Source organism: Streptomyces sp. NPDC006512 (genome assembly GCF_040611935.1).
Classification (GTDB): Bacteria; Actinomycetota; Actinomycetes; order Streptomycetales; family Streptomycetaceae; genus Streptomyces.
On the sequence record NZ_JBEXPG010000022.1, the window covers coordinates 78,973 to 97,208 of the forward strand.

The following is an 18,236-nucleotide window of genomic DNA, read 5'->3' on the forward strand; positions in this document are numbered from 1 at the left end:
CTCAGTGACTACCCTGGTGGCGGGGCGCCGCCGTGCGCCCTCCCACACGCCCCGGGACCCCGAGGCCCGTGGGCACCATCGACCAGAGGAGTGACTCCCTCCAGCAATGGACGGATCGTCCGGTAGTACACGCGCCGCCCTCCCTCCGGAGGCGGCGGCATGACCATCCCGCTACTCCTGCTCCTGGCGGCCTTCGCCCTGATCCTCGCCAACGGTTTCTTCGTGGCGGCCGAATTCGGCCTCGTCACCGTGGAGAGACCCGAGGCCGAACGCGCCGCCGCCGAGGGCGACCGCCGTGCCCGCACGGTCGTCGACGCCCTGCGGGAGCTGTCCTTCCAGCTCTCCGGCACCCAGCTCGGCATCACCATCACCTCCCTCGTCGTCGGCATGCTGGCCGAACCGGCCCTCGCCGCCCTGCTGTCCGGGCCGCTCGCCGCGACCGGCCTGCCCCGGGGAGCCGTCCCCGGCATCGCCGTCGTCATCGGCATGCTGCTCGCCTCCGCCGTCCAGATGGTCGTCGGCGAGCTCGTCCCGAAGAACTGGGCCGTCTCCCGGCCGCTCCAGGTGGCCCGTTTCGTGGCCGGCCCGCAGCAGGTCTTCTCCCGGGCCTTCCGGCCCGTCATCGCCGGCCTCAACTCCGTCGCCAACCGTCTCGTACGGGCGCTCGGGGTCGAGCCGGCCGACGAGATGGCCTCCGCCCGCACCCCCGGCGAACTGGTCTCCCTGGTCCGCCATTCGGCCCAGGCCGGCGCCCTCGAACAGGACACCGCCGACCTCTTCGTACGGACCCTGTCGCTGGGCGAGCTCACCGCCCAGCACGTCATGACCCCCCGCGTGAAGGTCAGCGCCCTCCAGCACACGGCCACCGCGGCCGACGTGCTCAACCTGACCCGGGCCACCGGCCTCTCCCGCTTCCCCGTCTACCGCGAACGCATCGACGAGATCACCGGCGTGGTCCACCTCAAGGACGCCCTCGCCGTACCCGAGGCGGAGCGTTCCCGCACCACCGTCGGCCGGATCTGCGTCGCCCCGCTGCTGGTGCCCGGCTCCCTGCCGGTGCAGCCGCTGCTGGAGCGGCTGCGCTCCGAACAGCCGATGGCCGTGGTCGTCGACGAGTACGGCGGCACGGCCGGAGTGGTCACCCTGGAGGACATCGTGGAGGAACTCGTCGGCGAGGTCCGCGACGAGCACGACCTCGCCGAGGACGGCCACCCCGAGCTGGCCGCCGCACCCCCCGAGGACGGCCGCCCCTCCTGGGAGGCCGACGGCAGCTGCCGCGTCCACACCCTGCGCCGCATAGGCCTGGAGGTCCCCGAAGGCCCGTACGAGACCGTCGCCGGCCTCGTCGCGGACCTGCTGGGCCGCATCCCCGCCCCCGGCGACCGCGCCGAGCTCCCCGGCTGGAGGCTGTCCGTCCGCCAGGTCGGCCGCAACCGCGCCGAACGCGTACGCCTGGTCCGCCTCACGGCCCTGCCCGCCACCGGCCTGTACGGACCCGCCTCGGAGGCCCACCGGGCCGGGGCCGGGCGCCCCGCCGCGGCGCCGGCCGAGCTGGAGGACGCCGTCCGATGAACGCACTCCAACTCCTCTTCGCCCTGCTCCTGGTCCTCGCCAACGGCTTCTTCGTCGGCGCCGAGTTCGCGCTCGTCTCCGTACGGCGCAGCCAGATCGAGCCCCTCGCGGCCGGCTCCAAGCGGGCCCGCCAGGTGCTGTACGGGCTGGAGAACCTGCCGCGCATGATGGCCGCCGCCCAGTTCGGCATCACCCTCTGCTCCATCACCCTCGGAGCCGTCGCCGAGCCCACCGTGGCCCGGCTGCTGGAGCCCGTCTTCCACGCCGTCCACGTCCCGCAGCCCCTCATCCACCCCCTCGGCTACGCCGTGGCGCTGTCCGCCGTGGTGTTCCTGCACCTGGTCATCGGCGAGATGGTCCCGAAGAACCTCGCGATGGCCGCCCCCGAGCGGACCGCCCTGTGGTTCAGCCCCGGCCTGGTCGCCTTCGCCCGCGTCTGCGGGCCGGTCACCGCCGCCCTCGGCGCCTGCGCCGCGCTCGTCCTGCGGCTCTTCAAGGTCGAGCCCAAGGACGAGGTCGAAGCCGTCTACACCTCCGCCCAGCTCGGCCGGCTCGTCAAGGACTCCCGGCAGGCCGGGCTCCTCGAACCGGTCGAGCAGGAGCGCCTGGAGGACGCCCTCGAACTGGGCAGCCGCCCGGTCACCGACGTCCTGCTGGCCCGGGAGCGGCTCGTCACCGTCGGCCCGGCCGTCACGCCCCGCCAGATCGAGCAGCTGACGGTCCGCACCGGTTACTCCCGCTTCCCGGTCCGCTCCGACAGCGGCGCCTTCATGGGCTACCTGCACGTGAAGGACGTACTCGACCTGGAGGACCGTGAGCGGGCCGTACCCCAGCGGGTCTGGCGCCGGATGACCACCCTGTGCTCCACCCTGCCCCTCGACGACGCCCTCACCGTCATGCGGCGGGACGCCACCCACCTGGCTCAGGTCGCCGACCCGGCCGGGCGGGTCCTCGGCCTCGTCGCCCTGGAGGACGTCCTGGAGATGCTGGTCGGCGAGGTCCGCGACCCCGCCCACCGGACGTACGCCCGCAGCGCGTAGCCCCCGTCCGGCAGCCGGCCCGGCCCCACCCGCCCCTTCCCGGGCACCGGGGCCGGGCCGGCGCCGGTTCACTAGGCCACGGCACTAGAGCGGGGGAGACTCCGGCCGCTCCTGCGGGCCGCGGCCGGACAGGACCTCCCCGTAGGCCTGCATCAGGTCCGCCAGCCGCAGCGTCGCCAGGTCGTCCCGCGAGGGCTCCCCGGCGAAGCCCGCCAGCCGCAGGTCCCGGTAGGCGCAGCTCTTCTCGTACAGGGTGCGCAGGAAACGCCCGTTGCCCAGCTCGTCGATCCAGCCCTGTTCGACGACGTGCCCGCTGATGCTGCGCAGCTCCTCCAGGGCCTCCTCGTCCCACCGGTCCCCGTTCGCGTCCGCCAGCACCCCGCCGATCGAGGTCAGTTCCGGGGGCCGGTAGCTCGGGAAGTCCACCCGCGTGGTGAACCGCGAGGACAGCCCCGGGTTGGCGCCGAGGAGGCGGTCCATCCCCGCCGGATAGCCGGCCAGGATCACCACCAGGTGGTCCCGGTTGTCCTCGGCCCGCTTCAGCAGCACCTGGAGGGCCTCGTCCCCGTACGCGTCGCCCTTGCTGTAACCGGAGTTGGAGAGGCTGTACGCCTCGTCGACGAACAGCACCCCGCCGATCGCCGAGTCGATCAGCTCGTTCGCCTTGACCGCCGTCTGCCCGAGGAACTCGCCGACCAGATCGGCCCGTTGCGCCTCCACCAGGTGGTCGCCGCCGAGCAGGCCGAGCGCGTAGAACACCCGGCCCAGGATCCGCGCCACCGTGGTCTTGCCGGTGCCCGAGGGGCCCGAGAAGACGAAGTGCCGTTTCGGAGGCTGCACCGGAAGCCCCTGCGCCGCCCGCAGCCCGGCCATGTGCAACTGCGCGGACAGCGCCTTCACCTGCCGCTTCACCGGCTCCAGCCCGACCATCCGCTCCAGCTCCGCGAGCGCCTCCGCCAGCGCCTGCGGATCGGCGGGCCCGGCGGGCAGCCCGGCCGGGGCGCCCTGGGGCGGTACGGAGACCTTGTGCCGTACGCCCTCCAGCCGGCCCGCGCCGGCCGGCGGCGCGAACCGCTGCTCGGGCGGATCCACGGGCGCCGGCGGATCCGGGTCCACCTGCCCGTCCGCCGCGACGTCCTGGACGGGACCCCCGCCGAGCGCCACCGCCGCGAAGTCCCCGCCCGCCGTCGACAGGCCGTGCCCGGCCAGCCCCTCGCCGAAGTGCCCGGAGATCCCGGCGCAGCCGGCCATGTCGTCGGGGTCGCTGCTGTCCGCGATCGCCGTCAGCCGGGCCGCGGTGTCCATGAACGCCGGATCCACCCGGTGCACCGCCCGGTACAGCGGCAGCGCGGCCGCACTGCGCCCCGTGCCCTCGTGCGCCCGCGCGAGCCAGTACCGCAGCTCCTTGCGCTGCGGCTGCTCGCTGCGGCAGCGCATCAGTGCCGCCGACAGCATCGGCTCGGCCTGCCCGTACATCTCCAGCCGCACCCGCGCCATCCCGCCGAACAGGCCCGCCTCGATGCCCAGCAGCGGATCGTCCACCAGCGGCTCGGTGTGCCGGACCAACTGCTCCCAGTCCTTGACCAGATAGGCCCGGCAGGCGTGCAGGAACCGCACCTGCGCATCGGCGTCCACCGGCGGCAGCGCGGCGAGGGCCTGGTCCAGCTCGGGCACGTGGCGGCCGTCCAGCCAGTGCGAGGCGTGGGCCAGCAGCAGGTCCCGCCGGCTCTCCAGCACCGGCTGTACCCACCAGCCCAGCCAGTACCAGGAGTTGAGGGTGCGCCGGTGCCGCGCGCGCTGCTCGCCGAACCGGTCCCGGTGCGCGTACATGCGCAGTAAGGCGTTGGTGGTGTCCACGCGGAGCGCGTGCAGGCCCAGCCAGGCGTCGGCCATGGCGGGATCGAGCCCGACGGCCGCCCGGAACTCCTCCTCGGCCTGCGGATAGGCGCCCATGGTGCAGGCGTCCACCCCGCGCAGCCAGGCGAGTTCGGCCGGGGCGTGTGCGCTGCCCGGCATGCCGAAGTCCATCACATCCCCCACAAGCCAGCCCGTGGTGCGCGGCAACCCCCGCGCTGCGCACGCGAGTTGTCCACCCCCGCCGATGAAAGCAGGGCTGCATCGTACCTGCGGTGACGCACCTTACCCAGGGTGCGGCGGGGACGGGTCGCGCGTGCGGTCCGGACGCGCATCGTAACGCACGGTGAGGACCGGTGGGCGGAGCGGCCCGCGGGGCCCCGGACCGGAGCCGGGCCGGGGCAGAACGAAGCCCCCGATCACGGGGGAACAATCGGGGGCTTCGTGTCCGCGGCGGCCTTCGCAGACCGCACATTCAGAACGTAAGGCCGTCGCCGGGGCGTGGTCAAGCGGGTCGGAGGAGGCCCGTGGGCGGCGTTCGGCCGGGCCGCTCAGGCCCGGGGCAGTCCGTCACGTTCGGTGACGGAAGCGGCGGTTCCCGAGGTCGCACCAGCCCCTGAAGTCCACTCGTATCCCGTACCGCTCTGGCGTACCAGGGTGTCGGCGAAGGGGCGCGAAGGGTCGTCCGAGAAGTGCGCGCGCTCCGCGCACTCCCACCTGTCCCAGAAGTCGGAAAGTTCACGCCCGTCCCGGTTCCTCCCGCGCCCCCAGGCCGTCTCGCGGGCCGTCTCCATCCACAGCAGCCGCGCCAGCCGCGGGCGCAGGGCCCGCCGGCCGGCTCCGACGCCCTCGACGAGCAGCACCGGGGCCGGCTCCAGCACCCGCTCCGGCCCGAAGCGCCGTTCCACCCAGTCGTACGGGGTCCAGTGCGCGGCCCGCCCGGCGGCCAGCGGCTCCAGTACCCGGGTGCTGAGCCGCTCCCACCAGCCGAACAGTTCCTCGTGGGTGGCCACGTCGTCGAGGTGGAGCACGGGAGCCCCGCCCAGGGCCCCGGCGAGCCGCTCCGCGAAGGTGCTCTTCCCCGATCCGGCGTGCCCGTCGATGCCGATCAGCCGGACCGGGCCGAGGGAGGGCGGCAGGGCGGCGAGCTCCCGCGCGAGTGACTCAAGTGACTGCTGTTGCTCCACGCGGCCAGCTTAGAGCGGCGCGTTCACCCCGACACGTGCCCGTGGCTTCGGTCCGCGGCCCGCGGGAACTGGAAGGGTGGACGAACCGATCCACCGCACCGAGCGATCCACCGCACCGACCCCTGGGGGCCACGCCGATGACCGCACCCACGCCGCGCAGGGCCCTCCTGGCCGTCGCACTCGCCGCCGCCACCGCGGCCGGCCTGCCCGGGGGGAGGGCCTCCGCCGCCGCGGGCCCCGCGCCGGGCCCCGGCCCCGGCCCCCTGCCCGGCGACGCGGGCTCCGCCGCGGCCGGCGCCCCGACCGTCGACAACCGCTTCTGGTACGCCCACGCCCACTGGCAGGCCGGCACCCACAGCGGCACCACCGCCGTCGGCGGCGACCGGCCCGGACTGGAGATCGCGACCCCGGCGGGCCGCACCGTCTACACCGATCCGCACCGGGCGAAGAAGTCCACCTGGGAGTACGCCACCTGGACCTCCCCCGTCCACCGCCCGGCCGTCCCCGCCACCGAGGCCATCGCCTCCTGGAACGCCCGCACCCCCGCCGGCACCTGGATCCAGACCGAACTGCGCGGCACCTACACCGACGGCAAGACCACCCCCTGGTACGTGATGGGCCGCTGGGCCTCCGGCGACGCCGACATCCGGCGCACCTCCGTCGACGGCCAGAGCGACGGCAGGACCACCGTCTGGACCGACACCCTTGCCGTCGACGACCCGGCGGGCGGCGTGCGGATCATGGCGTGGCAGCTGCGCCTGACCCTCTACCGCAAGCCCGGCGCCACCGCCGGCCCCACGGTCTGGCTGGCCGGCGCGATGGTGTCCGACGTACCGGACCGGTTCGCCGTACCGGCCGCCGCCCCCTCCGGGAAGGCGCACGAGCTGAAGGTCCCGCGCTACTCCCAGGAGGTCCACGCGGGCCGCTACCCGGAGTACGACAACGGCGGCGAGGCCTGGTGCAGCCCCACCTCCTCCCAGATGATCATCGAGTTCTGGGGCGGCCGGGCCAGCGCGAAGGCCCTGTCCTGGGTCGACCCCTCCTACCGGGACCCCCAGGTCTGCCACGCGGCCCGCTCCACCTACGACGCCGCCTACAAGGGGTGCGGCAACTGGCCCTTCAACGCCGCCTACGCCGCCACCTACCGGGGCCTCGGGGGCGTCGTCACCCGGCTCACCTCCCTCGCCGACCTGGAGACCCTGGTCCGGGCCGGGATCCCCGTCATCACCTCCCAGTCCTTCCGCGCCGAGGAACTCACCGGCGCGGGCTACGGCACGGCGGGCCACCTGATGACCGTGATCGGCTTCACCGCGGCCGGGGACGTCATCGCCAACGACCCCAGCTCGCCCGACAACCCGGCCGTCCGCCGTGTCTACAAGCGCCGGGAGTTCGAGAACATCTGGCTGCGGACGAAGCGCCACAACGCCGCCGGGAAGACCGTCTCCGGCAGCGGGGGCGTCTGCTACCTCTACGGTCCGGCCCGCCCGGGGCCGGTCCAGGCCGCCGCGCTGAAGGCGGTCGGAGTCCTGTGAAAGACGGTCTGGCGCGGAGGGCTTAAAAGTCAGAATATGGGCATAAAGGGCACATAAGGCTTCTCAGAGGAGGCGGCCCGCCATGACCACCCATCCCGGAATCGAACACCACCCGGACCTGGCCGAAATGCGGTCCCGGTTCGAGCGGGTGACCAGCACCCCCGCCGCGCAGGCGGTCGAGGCCCTCGCCCTGATCACGGGCCTGTACCTGGCCGCCTCGCCGTGGATCGCGGGGTTCAGCGGGCTCTCCCCGCTGGCCGTCAACAACCTCATCGCCGGCCTGGCCTTCTGCCTGTGCATGAGCGGACTCGGGTCGGCGTACGAGCGCACCCACGCGATGGCCTGGACGGCGGTCGCGATCGGCGCCTGGACGATCATCGCCCCGTGGGTCATCGCCGGCGAGATGGACACGACCCGCAGCGTGGTCAGCAACATCATCACCGGAGCCGTCGCCCTGTGCCTCGGCCTGGCCATGGTGGCCATGGGCGGCCGCCGGCGCGACGGCGTGACCTGACCGCACGCGGCGCCCGCCGCCGGGCCCCGGCCGCAGCCCGCACCACCGGGCGCGACCGGGGCCCGGCGGCGTGACGCGCGCCACCAGTGACCATCGTCTCTACCGCGAAAGCCGCGAACCCTGGCACATTGGACGGCATGAGCGCAGACAGCCCCGCCCTCCCCGCCCCCGCCCGCAGCACCGCCGCCACCGGCGGCCCCGACGAGGGCTCCTCGTGGCTGGAGCACGTCCTCGGCTGGACCCTCGTGGTGGTCGTCGCCATGTTCGTCACCCAGGTCGGCTGGCTGTAGTTCCCGCGCCCCGGTCCGGGCGCGCCCGGGTCTGCCATACTGCGGGCTCCTGTGGCAGTCCGAGGCTGAGGGCCGAATGTGATCCGTAGTCAACAGCGGGGCGCGACCGGGCGTTCGCAGGTGCGGCGGGCCGAACTCATAGCCATCGGCCGCGCGTTGTTCGCCGACACCCCGTACGATGCCCTCTCCATGGACGACATCGCCCGGCAGGCCGGCGTCGCCAAGGGGCTGATCTACTACTACTTCACGAGCAAGCGCGGCTACTACCTCGCCATCGTCGAGGACTCCGTCGCCGGACTCGTCGCCCGCGCCGTCGGGGACAGGGACCTGCCGGGCGCCGAACGCGTCCGCCGCACGATCGACGGCTACCTCCACTACGCCGAGCACCACCGCGCCGCCTACCGCACCATCGTCACCGGCGGCGTCGGCTCGGACGCCGAGGTCCTCGCGATCCGGGACGCGGTCCGCGAAGAGCTCGCGGCCGCCATCGCCGAGGGCGCCTACGGCACCCGCACCGTCCCGCCCCTCGCCCGTCTCGCCCTGGTCGGCTGGCTCTCCGGGGTCGAGGGCGTCACCCTGGACTGGATCGGTACCCCGGTGGCGGACGGGCAGCCCGGCCGGGCCGCCGTCGGGGCGCTGCTCGTGCGCCAGCTGCGTGCGACGCTGACCGTGATCGAGGAGTTCGTCCCACAGTGTCCCGCCCCTCCGGCGGCCCTCGACGGGACTTCGAAACCCCTCGGCAACGGTGACGATCAAGTACCGGTGACGGAAAGCGTCTGATCGGGCATACTCACACCCGCCGCAGCCGCTCTTCGAGCCCTTCCGTGATCCGGGAGGGCCACGTTCGGCTGTGACAGCACCGAGACCCGGCGCCGCGTCCCACACCTCACGCGTCGCCGCCGTGCCCGACGAGGGAGGAGAGCGCCGCCATGACAGACCGCGCCCCGCAGCCGGTGGAACGTCAGCTGCCCACCGAGGAGTCCCGCGACCTGCTGGCGCTCGTGCGCGAGATCGCCCAGCGGGAGATCCGCCCCCGGGCCGCCGACGAGGAGGAGGCCGGGCGGTTCCCCCGCGAGGTCTTCACCCTGCTGTCCGAGTCCGGGCTGCTCGGACTTCCGTACGCCGGGGAATTCGGCGGCGGGGACCAGCCGTACGAGGTCTACCTCCAGGTCCTGGAGGAGCTCGCGGCCGCCCGCCTGACCGTCGGCCTCGGCGTCAGCGTCCACTCCCTGGCCTGCCACGGCCTCGCCGGCTACGGCACCAAGGAGCAGCGGAGCACCCACCTGCCCGCCATGCTCGGCGGCGGGCTGCTCGGCGCCTACTGCCTCTCCGAGCCGGCCGCCGGCTCGGACGCCGCCTCCCTGACCACCAAGGCGGTCCGCGACGGCGACGACTGGGTGATCACCGGCACCAAGGCCTGGATCACGCACGGCGGCGTCGCCGACTTCTACACCGTCCTGGCGCGCACCGGCGTCCCGGGCCCCAAGGGCATCACGGCCTTCCTGGTCCCCGGCGACGCCCCGGGCCTGACGGCGGCCGTCCCCGAGAAGAAGATGGGCATGAAGGGCTCGCCCACCGCCCAGCTCCACTTCGACGGCGTACGGGTCCCCGACGCGCGGCGCATCGGTGAGGAGGGCCAGGGCTTCGGCATCGCCCTCGCCGCCCTCGACGCGGGCCGGCTCGGCATCGCCGCCTGCGCCATCGGCGTCGCGCAGGCCGCCCTGGACGAGGCCCTCGCGTACGCGCTCGGCCGCAAGCAGTTCGGGCACCCCATCGCCGACTTCCAGGGCCTGCGCTTCATGCTGGCCGACATGGCCACCAAGATCGAGGCGGGCCGGGCGCTCTACCTCGCCGCCGCGCGGCTGCGGGACGCGGGCAAGCCGTTCTCCCGGCAGGCGGCGATGGCCAAGCTGTTCTGCACCGACGCCGCGATGTCCGTGACCACGGACGCCGTGCAGGTCCTCGGCGGGTACGGCTACACGGCGGACTTCCCCGTCGAGCGGCTGATGCGCGAGGCGAAGGTGCTCCAGATCGTGGAGGGCACCAACCAGATCCAGCGCATGGTCATCGCCCGCCACCTGGCCGGTCCCGAGACGCGCTGACGCTCACGCTCCGCCCGGGCTCAGCCGCCGTACAGGGGGCCGCTGGGCCAGATGGGGGACGAGGCGATCCGGTGCCACTCGGGGTCGCGCCGCCCGGGCAGGGTGCGGCCCGCCTCGGTCCAGCGGGCGATCAGGTCGAGGTAGATGGGGGGATCGGGCAGGCGCGGCCGGCCCGTCGGCGGCCGGTCCGCCTGCGTCCGCTCCGCCTGGGGCCGGCCCGTCTGCTGCCGCTCCCCCTGGTGACGGCCCGCCTGCGGCCGGTCCCCCTGCTGCCCGTCCCCTTGCTGAACCGATTCTTCGAACCCGGGCGGTGTCGCCCGCCTGCGGCGTCCCGTCCGTGACGGGGAGGTCTCAACCGTGCTCATGCACGGGCAACGCGGTGCGGCGGCCCCGGGTAATCGACACGTCCCCCCGCCCATCCGTTCGACCCCTCCCACCGCCCGCCCCGCGCGCCGCCGCGGCCCGGGCGCACGCCGGTCCGCCCGGGGCGCTCGGGAGCCCGCGCACGGGGGCCGGGGCATGCGCCTGGCCGGTCGTGCCGTGCTGTCAGGATGTGCCACAACTATGGCCCCCGGCCAAGTTTCTGACGTACCGTCATGTCCGCTGTGCAGCTCCCGCCCCCGCGCCCAGGAGGTTTGCCGTGCCCGCGGACCGACCCGTCCCCCTCGACGAATACCCCGTCCACCAGGCCCCTTTGTCGATGAAGCACGTGGTCAGCGGTGACCGCAACGCCTACGACCGCTGCATCTTCCACGTCTTCGACCACGCCGGCCGGGCCGTCCTCATCCTCGGCCTCGGGGTCTACCCCAACGCCGGGGTCATCGACGCCTACGCCACCTTCCGCACCGGCGACCAGCTCCGCGCCGTCCGCGCCTCCGACGCCCTCACCGACGACCGCATGAGCCTCTCGGTCGGCCCGCTCTCGATCACCGTCGACGTGCCGCTCAAGAGGTTCACCCTCCGGTGCGACCCCGACCCGGCGGATCCGGACGGGCTCTCGTACGAACTCACCTGGACCGGCGAGTTCCCCGCGGTGTGGGAGCCCCACCACGTCCAGCGCCGCGGCGACCGCCTGATGCTGGAAGGCCGCCGCTTCGTCCAGGCGGGCGGCGTCACCGGCCGCATCCGCGCCGGGGGAGAGGAGTTCACGGTGAGCGCGGGGGAGTGGACGGGCACCCGCGACCGCAGCTGGGGCGTCCGCCCGATCCCCGGCGAGGACGGCGGGCGCGCCGCGCAGGAGCACCGCCCGGAGGGCTTCCACTGGCTCTGGATCCCGGTCCGCTTCGAGGACCGCTTCCTCATGGTCATCGCCCAGGAGGACGCCGACGGCCACCGCACGCTCAGCGAGGCCGTCCAGGTCTTCCCCGAGGGCAGCGGCCGCCGCGACGTCCAGCTCGGCTGGCCCCACACCGACATCCGCTACCGGCCGGGCACCCGCCACCCCGAGGGCGCGGTCGTCCACCTGACCGACCCCTCCCGCAAGCCCCTGGAGCTGGGCGTGGAGATCCTGGCCTCCTCCCCGCTGGCCGTCGGCGCCGGCTACCCGCCCGCCGCCGACTGGCAGCACGGCAGCTGGCAGGGCCGCGGCTGGACCGACCGGCGGGTCTACGACCTCTCCGACCCCGCCGCCCACCCCATGGCCGCCTTCGGCGTCACCGACCACTCGGCCCGCTTCACCCTCGACGGCCGCGTCGGCCACGGCGTCTTCGAACACGGCAGCTTCGGCCGCCACGACCCGAGCGGCTTCACGGACTACTCCTCCGTCGCCCCCTGACCACAGAGAGGCCCGACATGGCGGCCACCGCTCCCCGTCCCCGTACCTCCACCCGTGAGCCGGAAGAGCTCGGCCGGCGCCTCGCCGCCTGGCTCGACGTGCGGCTCCCCGGCGCGCGGGTCACGAACGTCTCCGTCCCCGGCTCGAACGGCATGTCGAGCGAGACCCTGCTCTTCGACATCGAGCACCCGCGGACCCCGCTCCGCGCGTGCGCGCTGCGGCTCGCCGCCGACCCGGCGGCCTACACCGTGTTCCCCACCTACGACATGCCCCGTCAGCACCGGGTGATGGACCTGGTCGCCCGGTACACGGACCTGCCCGTTCCGCGCGTGCAGTGGCTGGAGGAGGATCCGGCGCCGCTGGGCGCGCCCTTCTTCGTCATGGCCCGCGCGGAAGGCCGCGTACCGCCGGACGTGATGCCCTACACGTACGAGGGCAACTGGCTGCACGCCGCGAGCGACGCGGAACGCGCCGTCCTCCAGGAGGCCAGCGTCTCGCTGCTGGCCCGGCTGCACGAGCAGTTCCCGGCGAAGGAGGCCGCGTTCCTGCTGCCGCCGGGGGAGGGCAGTCCGCTGCGCCGGCACGTCGACGCGCAGCGCGCCTACTACGCGTGGGTGGTGGCCGGACTGGCCCCCTCACCGCTGGTCGAGCGGGCCTTCGACCGGCTGGAGGAACTCTGGCCGGCCGACGAGGGCGAGCCCGTCCTCACCTGGGGCGACGCCCGCATCGGCAACGTGGTCTACCGGCCGGACGGCTTCGAACCGGTCGCGGTCCTGGACTGGGAGATGGCCGCCTACGGTCCACGGGAGCTCGACCTGGGCTGGACGGTCTTCCTGCACCGTTTCTTCCAGGACCTGACCGTCGGCTTCGGCCAGCCCGGCCTCCCGGACTTCCTGCGCCGCGAGGACCTGGAACGCCGCTACGCGGAGCTGTCCGGACACATCCCGCGGAACATGGAGTTCCACACCCTGTACGCCGCCCTGCGGCACGGCATCGTCATGCTGCGCATCGCCTACCGGCAGGCGTACTTCGGGGAGGTCGAGATCCCGGCCGATCCCGACGGCCTGATCCTGCACCACGCCGGACTGGCCGCCATGGTGCAGGGAACGTACTGGTAGCCGGAAACCGGACTCAGGCGGCCTGCGCGTGCCGGCGCATCTGCGGCAGCGGGGCCGCCACCGGCCGTACGGGGCGCGAGCCCGGACCGCCGACGTGCGAGAACGGCTGCGTCCGCCAGTCCAGGCCCTGCGGCAGGTCGAGGTGGACGACCTCCAGCTCCTGCTGCTCGGGCTGGAGCACGCCCACGGTCGCCAGCGCGTCCGACACGGGCCGGCCCGTGCCCGCGCACACCGTCAGCCCGAAGGGGTTCCACGGGGTCAGGCAGAGCGCGTGCTGCGGGAGGTGCTCCTCGTCCGCGACGAGGGCGATCGACTGTCCGCAGTCGGGGCAGACCACGTGGTGGAGGTCGAAGCCCTCGCCGAATTCGAGGTCGTCCTCGTCGTCCGCGTACGCGTTCTCGAGCAGTTCCAGGGGCTCCGGTTCGGTGCGACCGGCGCGCTTGGTGTTCGGCATGGATGTACTCCCCCTTGGATGGGCCGGGCGGGCAAGGTTCTTCGGCCACGGCCACAGCAAGCACTTCCCGTCGCGCGGCACGAGTAACCACAAGTGCCGGGTGTACGCCCGTACACCCCTGTGGCTTTCGTCACATGCCCGGCGCAGGTGCCACTTCTGCGTGGACACCGCTGTGCCTGGAGCGGTCCTGGGCAATAGGTTGAGCGGCTATGAGCGCAATGGAGGAGCTGGACCGCCAGATCGTGGATCTGCTCGTGCGGGACGGGCGGATGAGCTACACGGACCTGGGCAAGGCCACCGGACTGTCCACGTCGGCGGTCCATCAGCGAGTACGCCGCCTGGAGCAGCGCGGAGTGATCCGCGGCTACGCGGCCGTCGTCGACCCGGAGGCCGTCGGGCTGCCCTTGACCGCGTTCATCTCGGTCAAGCCGTTCGATCCCAGTGCCCCCGACGACATCGCGGACCGGCTGGCGGGAGTGCCCGAGATCGAGGCCTGCCACAGCGTGGCGGGCGACGAGAACTACATCCTCAAGGTCCGGGTCGCCACGCCCCTGGAGCTGGAGGACCTCCTGGGACGCCTGCGCGCCCTGGCCCACGTCTCGACCCGGACGACCGTGGTCCTCTCCACCCCCTACGAGGCACGACCGCCGCGCGTGTGACCCCGGGCCGGGCCCGGTCGCGCACCCGGGTCCCGGCGGGTCCCGCGCAGGGGTCAGACTGGTCGGCATGACTGACCGCACCGCCACCTCCGCCGACGCCGCCGGAGCCACCGCACCCGCCCGTACCGTCCTCCTGCGCGGCGGTGAGGTGCACAGCCCCGCCGACCCCTTCGCCACCGCGATGGTCGTCGAGCGCGGGCACGTCGCCTGGGTCGGCTCGGAGGGCGCCGCCGACGCCTTCGCGCAGGGCGTGGACGAGGTCGTGGACCTCGGCGGGGCGCTCGTCACGCCCGCCTTCACCGACGCCCACGTCCACACCACCTCGGCCGGCCTCGCCCTCACCGGCCTGGACCTGACGGGCGCGCGTTCGCTGCCGGACGCGCTGGAACTCGTCCGGGCGTACGCCGCGCGGCGGCCCGCCGACCGGGTGCTCCTCGGGCACGGCTGGGACGCCGCCCGCTGGCCCGAACGCCGCGCCCCGCGCCGGACGGAGCTCGACGAGGCGACCGGCGGCCGCCCGCTCTACCTCAGCCGGATCGACGTCCACTCCGCGGTGGTGACCACCGCCCTGCTGGAGCTGGTCCCCGCGGTACGGCCCGACGGGGACGAGCCGCTGACCCGCGACGACCACCACGCCGTGCGGCGGGCCGCGCTCGCCGCCGTGACCCCGGCCCAGCGCGCCGAGGCCCAGCGGGCCGCCCTGGACCGGGCGGCCTCCCTCGGCATCGGCTCCGTCCACGAGTGCGGCGGGCCGGACATCTCCTCCGCCGAGGACTTCGCGGCCCTGCTGGAGCTGGCGGCGGAGCGGCCCGGGCCGCGCGTCTTCGGCTACTGGGCCGACCGGGACCTGGACCGGGCCAAGGCCCTGGGCGCCGTCGGCGCCGCCGGTGACCTCTTCGTGGACGGGGCCCTCGGCTCGCACACGGCCTGCCTGCACGCCCCGTACGCCGACGCCCCGCACACCGGAACCGGCTACCTGGACGCCGCCGAGGTCGCCGCACACGTGGCCGCCTGTACCCGGGCGGGCCTCCAGGCCGGGTTCCACGCCATCGGCGACGCCGCCGTCGCCGCCGTGGTCGAGGGGGTGCGGGCGGCCGCCGAGGAGGTCGGCCTGGCCCGGATCCGCGCGGCCCGGCACCGGGTCGAACACGCCGAGATGATGACCCCGGCCACCATCGCCGCCTTCGCGGAACTCGGCCTGACCGCCTCCGTGCAGCCCGCCTTCGACGCCGCCTGGGGCGGGGACGAGGGGATGTACGCGGACCGGCTGGGCGTCGACCGCGCCCGCACCCTGAACCCGTACGCGGCCATGCTGAAGGCGGGCGTCCCGCTGGCCTTCGGCTCGGACGCGCCCGTGACCCCGCTCGACCCGTGGGGGACGGTCCGCGCGGCCGCGTTCCACCGCACCCCCGGGCACCGGATCTCCGTACGGGCCGCCTTCGCCGCGCACACCCGAGGCGGCTGGCGGGCCGTGGGCCGTGACGACGCGGGCATCCTCGTCCCCGGAGCCCCGGCCGACTACGCGATCTGGCAGACGGCCGAGCTGGTGGTCCAGGCCCCCGACGACCGGGTCGCCCGGTGGTCCACGGACCCGCGCTCCGGCACCCCCGGCCTGCCCGATCTGAGCCCCGGCGCCGACCTGCCGGTGTGCCTCGCGACGGTGGTCGACGGCCGGGAGGCATTCGTACGGCCACAGGGGTGATCCGCCCGGCCTCCGTTCGGTGCGGGCGGCCGGGGCCGGATAGGTTCGGCCGGGTCCACCACAGGACGCCCGTGCCGGACGGAGCCGTCTGCTCAGCGCACCCGCGCCTCGGGGGCGAGGGAAGGTTTCGCCGGGCGGCAGGTGGCCCCGGATCGGGGCCCGGCGGTCCAGTAGACAACGGTCACGGTGACCCGCAGCCAGCGGGAGCCGAGCCGGCCCGAAGGCCCGCCGGCCCCGATCGCTGTTCTAAAATCATCCTGCTGTGACCGGTTGGACGAGGCGGGCTGGTCGAGGAACACGCAAGGGGACCCAGTGAGCGACGGCGGACAGCGGACCAACGGGCCGCTCGGCACCACCCTGGTGATCATTCCGACGTACAACGAGGCGGAGAACATCGGCCTGATCGTCGGCCGGGTGCGCGCCGCGGTGCCCGAGGCCCACGTCCTGGTCGCCGACGACAACAGCCCCGACGGGACCGGAAAGCTCGCCGACGAGCTGTCCGCCGAGGACGAGCACGTGCACGTCCTGCACCGCAAGGGCAAGGAAGGCCTCGGCGCCGCCTACCTCGCGGGCTTCGCCTGGGGCCTGGAACACGGCTACGGGGTCCTCGTCGAGATGGACGCCGACGGCTCCCACCGGCCCGAGGAACTGCCCCGGCTGCTGACCGCGCTGCAGGGCGCCGACCTGGTGCTCGGCTCCCGCTGGGTGCCGGGCGGCCGGGTCGTGAACTGGCCCAAGAGCCGGGAGTTCCTCTCCCGCGGCGGCTCCACCTACTCCCGGCTGATGCTGGACGTGCCGATCCGGGACGTCACCGGCGGCTACCGCGCGTTCCGCCGCGAGACCCTGGAGGGGCTGGGCCTGGAGGAGGTCGCCTCCGCGGGCTACTGCTTCCAGGTCGACCTGGCCCGCCGCGCCGTCCGCAAGGGCTTCCGCGTGGTCGAGGTCCCGATCACCTTCGTCGAGCGCGAGCTCGGCGACAGCAAGATGAGCAGGGACATCGTCGTCGAGGCGCTGTGGCGGGTCACCCAGTGGGGCCTCAAGGAGCGCGCGGCCAAGCTCAGGGGCAAGCGCACGTCCTGACGGCCGTGGTGAGCCCGGACGTCCCTTAGGGGATGCCCGGTACCTCCGACTGAGGCCGCTTTTAACCGGGTCCAGGCACACTGGGTGTATGACGACCGGCGTTCCCACTTCGACGGCCCCCCGGCGGCGCTCGCCCGCCCGTACCTTCCTCCCCCTGGCGGTAGCCGCCTGGCTGATCCTGGAGATCTGGCTGCTCAGCCTGGTCGCCGGAATGGCCGGCGGGCTGACCGTCGCGGCACTGATCGCGGGCTCCATGGTCCTCGGCGTGGTGGTCATCAAGCGTGCCGGCCGGCGGGCCTTCCAGAACCTGACCCGCACCTTCCAGGAAGCCCAGGCTCAGGCCATGGCCGGCGAGGCGCCCACCGCGCAGCCCGCCAAGGGCTCCGGCAACGGCATGACCATGCTGGCCGGACTGCTGCTGATCATGCCCGGACTGCTCTCCGACGCGGCCGGACTGCTCCTGCTGCTGCCGCCGGTGCGGGCCCTGGTCGCCCGCAGGACCGAGCGCGCCCTGGAGCGCAGGATGGCGGCGGCCGCAGCACCGGGCGGTCTCGGCGACGCCTTCACGCAGGCCCGCATCCACTTCCCCGACGGGAAGGTCGTGCCGGGCGAGGTCATCCGCGAGGACGGCTCCGCCACCCCCGGGCAGGGGCCGGACACCGGCTACCGTCCGCCGCTGACCCCCTGAGGACCGGAGGGACGACAAGCCGAGGGGCCCCGCCACACAGTGTGGCGGGGCCCCTCGGCTTTTCCGTGATGTCCGTCCGCCGTCAGGCGGACTTGCGGCTGTCCCGCGGATGCACGGCAATGTTCATGGCGCCGGAACGCAGGACGGCCAGCCTCTCGGCCAGCACCTCCTCCAGCTCCTCGCGGGTGCGTCGCTCCATGAGCATGTCCCAGTGCGTTCGCGCAGGCTTGCCCTTCTTCTCTTCGGGCCCGTCCCCGTCCACCAGGAGTGCCATGGCGCCGCACGCCTTGCACTCCCACTCCGGCGGAATTTCTGCCTCAACCGAGAACGGCATCTCAAATCGATGTCCGTTCTGGCATGCGTACTCCACCGCCTGGCGCGGGGCCAGATCGATGCCGCGGTCCGTCTCGTAGCTGGTAACCACGAGCCGCGTACCGCGGAGAGCTCGCTCACTCATGAATCGTGCCTCCCGGGCTTGTCGCCCACAGGACAGGTGTCGCTGTCGTCGTCATCCGGTCAACGTCCGGTCGGCGGTATAGATTCCCGCTCCGGGTCGTGCGTCGCCCGTCGTGCCGCCCCTTGTTGTACCCACCACTGCCCGTTTTGTCACATCTGGCAGCAGATGTCACCCAACGTCTACACTTATCAAGCGCGCAGTAACGGTCCGGCT

Annotated in this window: 18 protein-coding genes; 13 read left to right on the top strand and 5 right to left on the bottom strand. The window is 73.8% G+C overall.

Going from position 1 to position 18,236, the window contains the following annotated elements:
- The first annotated feature begins 159 nt into the window (after positions 1 to 159).
- Positions 160 to 1,572, top strand: a complete 1,413-nt coding sequence (locus ABZZ17_RS17425) for a hemolysin family protein (protein ID WP_356876823.1) — start codon at positions 160 to 162, stop codon at positions 1,570 to 1,572.
- On the top strand, positions 1,569 to 2,612 hold the full coding sequence (locus ABZZ17_RS17430; RefSeq protein WP_356876825.1) for a hemolysin family protein: 1,044 nt from the start codon (positions 1,569 to 1,571) through the stop codon (positions 2,610 to 2,612). The genes ABZZ17_RS17425 and ABZZ17_RS17430 overlap by 4 nt, the downstream gene beginning before the upstream one ends.
- An 84-nt stretch (positions 2,613 to 2,696) precedes the next feature.
- Here the strand turns inward: ABZZ17_RS17430 and ABZZ17_RS17435 are convergent, their stop codons facing one another.
- Complete coding sequence (locus ABZZ17_RS17435) at positions 2,697 to 4,640, bottom strand: AAA family ATPase (RefSeq protein WP_356876827.1); 1,944 nt, start codon at positions 4,638 to 4,640, stop codon at positions 2,697 to 2,699.
- 377 nt (positions 4,641 to 5,017) lie between these two features.
- Entirely contained in the window at positions 5,018 to 5,653 is a 636-nt protein-coding gene (locus ABZZ17_RS17440; RefSeq protein ID WP_356876829.1) for a hypothetical protein, read from the bottom strand.
- Positions 5,654 to 5,790: 137 nt separating this feature from the next.
- Between ABZZ17_RS17440 and ABZZ17_RS17445 the strand changes: the two genes are divergently transcribed.
- From ABZZ17_RS17445 to ABZZ17_RS17465, 5 genes are all read left to right on the top strand, one after another.
- A complete protein-coding gene (locus ABZZ17_RS17445; RefSeq protein WP_356876831.1) occupies positions 5,791 to 7,185 on the top strand; it encodes a peptidase C39 family protein in 1,395 nt (464 codons plus the stop codon).
- An 82-nt stretch (positions 7,186 to 7,267) separates the two neighbouring features.
- On the top strand, positions 7,268 to 7,699 hold the full coding sequence (locus tag ABZZ17_RS17450) for an SPW repeat protein (protein WP_356876833.1): 432 nt from the start codon (positions 7,268 to 7,270) through the stop codon (positions 7,697 to 7,699).
- Between the two features lie 137 nt (positions 7,700 to 7,836).
- Entirely contained in the window at positions 7,837 to 7,989 is a 153-nt protein-coding gene (locus ABZZ17_RS17455; RefSeq protein ID WP_356876835.1) for an SCO1431 family membrane protein, read from the top strand.
- 78 nt (positions 7,990 to 8,067) lie between these two features.
- Positions 8,068 to 8,769 (top strand): TetR/AcrR family transcriptional regulator, encoded by a 702-nt coding sequence (locus ABZZ17_RS17460; protein WP_356876837.1) that lies wholly within the window; start codon positions 8,068 to 8,070, stop codon positions 8,767 to 8,769.
- Positions 8,770 to 8,918: 149 nt separating this feature from the next.
- Positions 8,919 to 10,091 carry an acyl-CoA dehydrogenase family protein gene (locus tag ABZZ17_RS17465; protein ID WP_356876839.1) on the top strand — a complete coding sequence of 391 codons (1,173 nt, stop codon included), beginning with the start codon at positions 8,919 to 8,921 and terminating at the stop codon, positions 10,089 to 10,091.
- A gap of 20 nt (positions 10,092 to 10,111) precedes the next feature.
- Here the strand turns inward: ABZZ17_RS17465 and ABZZ17_RS17470 are convergent, their stop codons facing one another.
- Entirely contained in the window at positions 10,112 to 10,456 is a 345-nt protein-coding gene (locus ABZZ17_RS17470; RefSeq protein WP_356876841.1) for a hypothetical protein, read from the bottom strand.
- Between the two features lie 275 nt (positions 10,457 to 10,731).
- Between ABZZ17_RS17470 and ABZZ17_RS17475 the strand changes: the two genes are divergently transcribed.
- Together ABZZ17_RS17475 and ABZZ17_RS17480 are read left to right on the top strand one after the other, a co-directional pair.
- Complete coding sequence (locus ABZZ17_RS17475; RefSeq protein WP_356876843.1) at positions 10,732 to 11,865, top strand: hypothetical protein; 1,134 nt, start codon at positions 10,732 to 10,734, stop codon at positions 11,863 to 11,865.
- A 17-nt stretch (positions 11,866 to 11,882) separates the two neighbouring features.
- A complete protein-coding gene (locus ABZZ17_RS17480; protein ID WP_356876845.1) occupies positions 11,883 to 12,983 on the top strand; it encodes a phosphotransferase family protein in 1,101 nt (366 codons plus the stop codon).
- 13 nt (positions 12,984 to 12,996) lie between these two features.
- Here ABZZ17_RS17480 and ABZZ17_RS17485 read toward each other — a convergent pair whose 3' ends face one another.
- Positions 12,997 to 13,437 (bottom strand): hypothetical protein, encoded by a 441-nt coding sequence (locus ABZZ17_RS17485; RefSeq protein ID WP_356876847.1) that lies wholly within the window; start codon positions 13,435 to 13,437, stop codon positions 12,997 to 12,999.
- Between the two features lie 218 nt (positions 13,438 to 13,655).
- Here ABZZ17_RS17485 and ABZZ17_RS17490 point away from each other — a divergent pair, with 218 nt between their 5' ends.
- The 4 genes from ABZZ17_RS17490 to fxsA all read left to right on the top strand — a co-directional run bounded on the left by ABZZ17_RS17490 (position 13,656) and on the right by fxsA (position 17,566).
- On the top strand, positions 13,656 to 14,096 hold the full coding sequence (locus ABZZ17_RS17490; RefSeq protein ID WP_030011705.1) for an Lrp/AsnC family transcriptional regulator: 441 nt from the start codon (positions 13,656 to 13,658) through the stop codon (positions 14,094 to 14,096).
- Positions 14,097 to 14,163: 67 nt separating this feature from the next.
- Positions 14,164 to 15,798 (top strand): amidohydrolase, encoded by a 1,635-nt coding sequence (locus ABZZ17_RS17495; protein ID WP_356876849.1) that lies wholly within the window; start codon positions 14,164 to 14,166, stop codon positions 15,796 to 15,798.
- A gap of 312 nt (positions 15,799 to 16,110) precedes the next feature.
- The gene (locus ABZZ17_RS17500) at positions 16,111 to 16,878 is read left to right on the top strand and encodes a polyprenol monophosphomannose synthase (RefSeq protein ID WP_356876851.1); all 768 of its coding nucleotides are present in this window, start codon (positions 16,111 to 16,113) and stop codon (positions 16,876 to 16,878) included.
- Between the two features lie 88 nt (positions 16,879 to 16,966).
- Positions 16,967 to 17,566: an FxsA family membrane protein gene (fxsA, locus tag ABZZ17_RS17505; protein ID WP_356876853.1), complete on the top strand. Its 600-nt coding sequence runs from the start codon at positions 16,967 to 16,969 to the stop codon at positions 17,564 to 17,566.
- Positions 17,567 to 17,648: 82 nt separating this feature from the next.
- Here fxsA and ABZZ17_RS17510 read toward each other — a convergent pair whose 3' ends face one another.
- Positions 17,649 to 18,023: an RNA polymerase-binding protein RbpA gene (locus ABZZ17_RS17510; RefSeq protein WP_007262928.1), complete on the bottom strand. Its 375-nt coding sequence runs from the start codon at positions 18,021 to 18,023 to the stop codon at positions 17,649 to 17,651.
- Between the last annotated feature and the right edge of the window lie 213 nt (positions 18,024 to 18,236).

Coding starts and splice junctions, on each gene's coding strand:
- ABZZ17_RS17425 (WP_356876823.1), top strand. CDS start 160: ATGACCATCCCGCTACTCCTGCTCCTGGCGGCCTTCGCCCTGATCCTC.
- ABZZ17_RS17430 (WP_356876825.1), top strand. CDS start 1,569: ATGAACGCACTCCAACTCCTCTTCGCCCTGCTCCTGGTCCTCGCCAAC.
- ABZZ17_RS17435 (WP_356876827.1), bottom strand. CDS start 4,640: ATGGACTTCGGCATGCCGGGCAGCGCACACGCCCCGGCCGAACTCGCC.
- ABZZ17_RS17445 (WP_356876831.1), top strand. CDS start 5,791: ATGACCGCACCCACGCCGCGCAGGGCCCTCCTGGCCGTCGCACTCGCC.
- ABZZ17_RS17450 (WP_356876833.1), top strand. CDS start 7,268: ATGACCACCCATCCCGGAATCGAACACCACCCGGACCTGGCCGAAATG.
- ABZZ17_RS17455 (WP_356876835.1), top strand. CDS start 7,837: ATGAGCGCAGACAGCCCCGCCCTCCCCGCCCCCGCCCGCAGCACCGCC.
- ABZZ17_RS17465 (WP_356876839.1), top strand. CDS start 8,919: ATGACAGACCGCGCCCCGCAGCCGGTGGAACGTCAGCTGCCCACCGAG.
- ABZZ17_RS17470 (WP_356876841.1), bottom strand. CDS start 10,456: ATGAGCACGGTTGAGACCTCCCCGTCACGGACGGGACGCCGCAGGCGG.
- ABZZ17_RS17480 (WP_356876845.1), top strand. CDS start 11,883: ATGGCGGCCACCGCTCCCCGTCCCCGTACCTCCACCCGTGAGCCGGAA.
- ABZZ17_RS17485 (WP_356876847.1), bottom strand. CDS start 13,437: ATGCCGAACACCAAGCGCGCCGGTCGCACCGAACCGGAGCCCCTGGAA.
- ABZZ17_RS17490 (WP_030011705.1), top strand. CDS start 13,656: ATGGAGGAGCTGGACCGCCAGATCGTGGATCTGCTCGTGCGGGACGGG.
- ABZZ17_RS17495 (WP_356876849.1), top strand. CDS start 14,164: ATGACTGACCGCACCGCCACCTCCGCCGACGCCGCCGGAGCCACCGCA.
- fxsA (WP_356876853.1), top strand. CDS start 16,967: ATGACGACCGGCGTTCCCACTTCGACGGCCCCCCGGCGGCGCTCGCCC.
- ABZZ17_RS17510 (WP_007262928.1), bottom strand. CDS start 18,023: ATGAGTGAGCGAGCTCTCCGCGGTACGCGGCTCGTGGTTACCAGCTAC.